The 1,923-nt window shown below is 62.1% G+C and carries 1 protein-coding gene; it reads right to left on the bottom strand.

The features are described from left to right. Positions 1 to 73: 73 nt before the first annotated feature. The gene (gene ltrA, locus PY650_RS36295) at positions 74 to 1,549 is read right to left on the bottom strand and encodes a group II intron reverse transcriptase/maturase (RefSeq protein ID WP_285884915.1); all 1,476 of its coding nucleotides are present in this window, start codon (positions 1,547 to 1,549) and stop codon (positions 74 to 76) included. Positions 1,550 to 1,923: the final 374 nt, after the last annotated feature.

Genomic DNA, 1,923 nt, shown 5'->3' with positions numbered 1-1,923 from the left:
TTCCCGGTAGGGACGCCCGTTGCCGAGCGCCCCCCGGACAGATCCGAGCGAGCGGGATTCCCGCACTCGGCTCCTACCTCGGGTGAGTGACGGCGAAGCGGACGCTTGGCCAGGGATGAAGAGTACGCGGTTTGGGAAGCCAGTCGCCCGAGATCAGGGCGATCCTTGTCCATGTGGTTCGGTCTTTCTGGCTGCGGCGCTGGAGCGCCCGCCGCCAGAGGTTCACCACATGGTGGTGGAATGCCGAGATTGCGCGACTGTTGGTGGGGACTGCAAAGTAGGCAAAATGCCCGGTCACCACCTGCCGCAGCCATCTCCCTTGTTCAGGGATCGACTGGTGCCATCGTCGTCGTAGCTCCTCCTTGATCTCCTGGAGCTTCGCCCGCATCCGATCCCCGCGGGTCTTCCGTTGAAGCTGGAAGAGGCCGCGGCGGGATCGTCCGCAGATGAGTGTGAACCCCAGGAAGGTAAAGGTCTCCGGTTTTCCGAGCCCGCGCCGCTTGCGATTGACCGCCGCAAAGCGACCAAACTCAATCAGGCGGGTCTTGTCCGGATGGAGCGTCAGCATGAACTCCTCAAGCCTCGCACGCATCGCGTCGAGGAAACGACGGGCGTCCTCCTCTCGCTCGAAGCCGACCACCACATCGTCCGCATAGCGCACGATGATCATGTCGCCGGTGGCCTCGCGCTGTCGCCAGCGCTTGGCCCACAGGTCGAGAACGTAGTGCAGGTAGATATTGCCAAGGAGCGGCGAAATCACCGACCCTTGACCCGTTCCCCTGTCATCGACGGTCACGATCCCGTCTTCGAGGATACCCGCCTTCAACCACTTCTGGATGAGGCGGATGATGCGCTTGTCGCCGATCCGATGTTCCAGGAAGCGGACCAGCCATGTCTGGCTGACCGCCCCAAAGAAGTTTTGGATATCGGCGTCAACTATCCAGTTCGCCTGCCGCTTTTCGATCGCTGTACACAGCGCGTCCAACGCATCATGCGGGCCCCTCCCGGGCCGAAACCCGTAGGAGAAACCGCAGAAGTCACCTTCGTAGATGGCGTTGAACACGATGACGGTTGCCCCTTGGACAATCTTGTCTTCCAGAGCCGCGATCGCTAGCGGCCGCTGCTTCCCGTCCGCCTTCGGTATGTATGTCCGGCGCGACGGTTGCGGCCGATACGCTCCCCGATGAACTCGTTTGTGCAAATCTACGAGCCGAGGCTCGAGGTCTGCCTCGTAGTCCTGCCACATCATGCCATCCACCCCGGCGGCGGCCTTGCGCTTGAGCGCGAAGAACGCCGTCCGAAGTGCATCGACAGTGAGGTGGTGGAAGAGCGCGGTGAACCGGTCCTTCTTCCTCAGCCTTGCGGCTTTCCGTACGCGATCCAACGACTGGGTCATGCGAACCCGGCCCTGTGTCCGGTGCATGCGTTGTTGTTCCGCGTTCCCCTTGGTCCCCGGCCTTGGCTCCACCAACTCCGCCACCGGTTGCCCGGCTTTGTTCGTCAGCTTCACAGCTACTATGCCAGAGTCAGACTTCTCCGTGTCGTGCATCAGCGGCTACGGCTCCTCGCCTTCCCGCTGCGGACCATGTCCTCCAAAGAGGCCATGGCCGACCCGAAGATCTCCCGGTTCCCGTACAAAGAGCGTCCATGCATGCCAGGGTCTAAAGACCGCGCCGGATTGGTGAGGCACTCGCATAGCGCACCTCCCATATTGCCTTCCGCTATGAGGACAGCGTCGGCATCCGAGATAAGATCCTTTTCGCGGCTCAATGGCTGGCCTGCATGCTCCCCTACCGACGCTTCGCCGACATCCTCGCGGATGCCTGCGCACGGCTCGGGGCCGACGTGGTTCGCTACACCTTCATCGTAATGGACTTTCACCATCTACTCCTTGCCGGTCTCCCGGCGCACCCCCATAGGATC

Source organism: Martinezella calliandrae (genome assembly GCF_030272695.1).
Lineage (GTDB): Bacteria > Pseudomonadota > Alphaproteobacteria > Rhizobiales > Rhizobiaceae > Rhizobium > Rhizobium calliandrae.
Note: the sequence above shows the minus strand (reverse complement) of the source record. Positions and strands in the feature narration are given on the sequence as shown.

Excerpts from the sequence above, each read along its gene's own strand:
- ltrA (WP_285884915.1), bottom strand. The coding sequence starts at position 1,549 with ATGCACGACACGGAGAAGTCTGACTCTGGCATAGTAGCTGTGAAGCTG.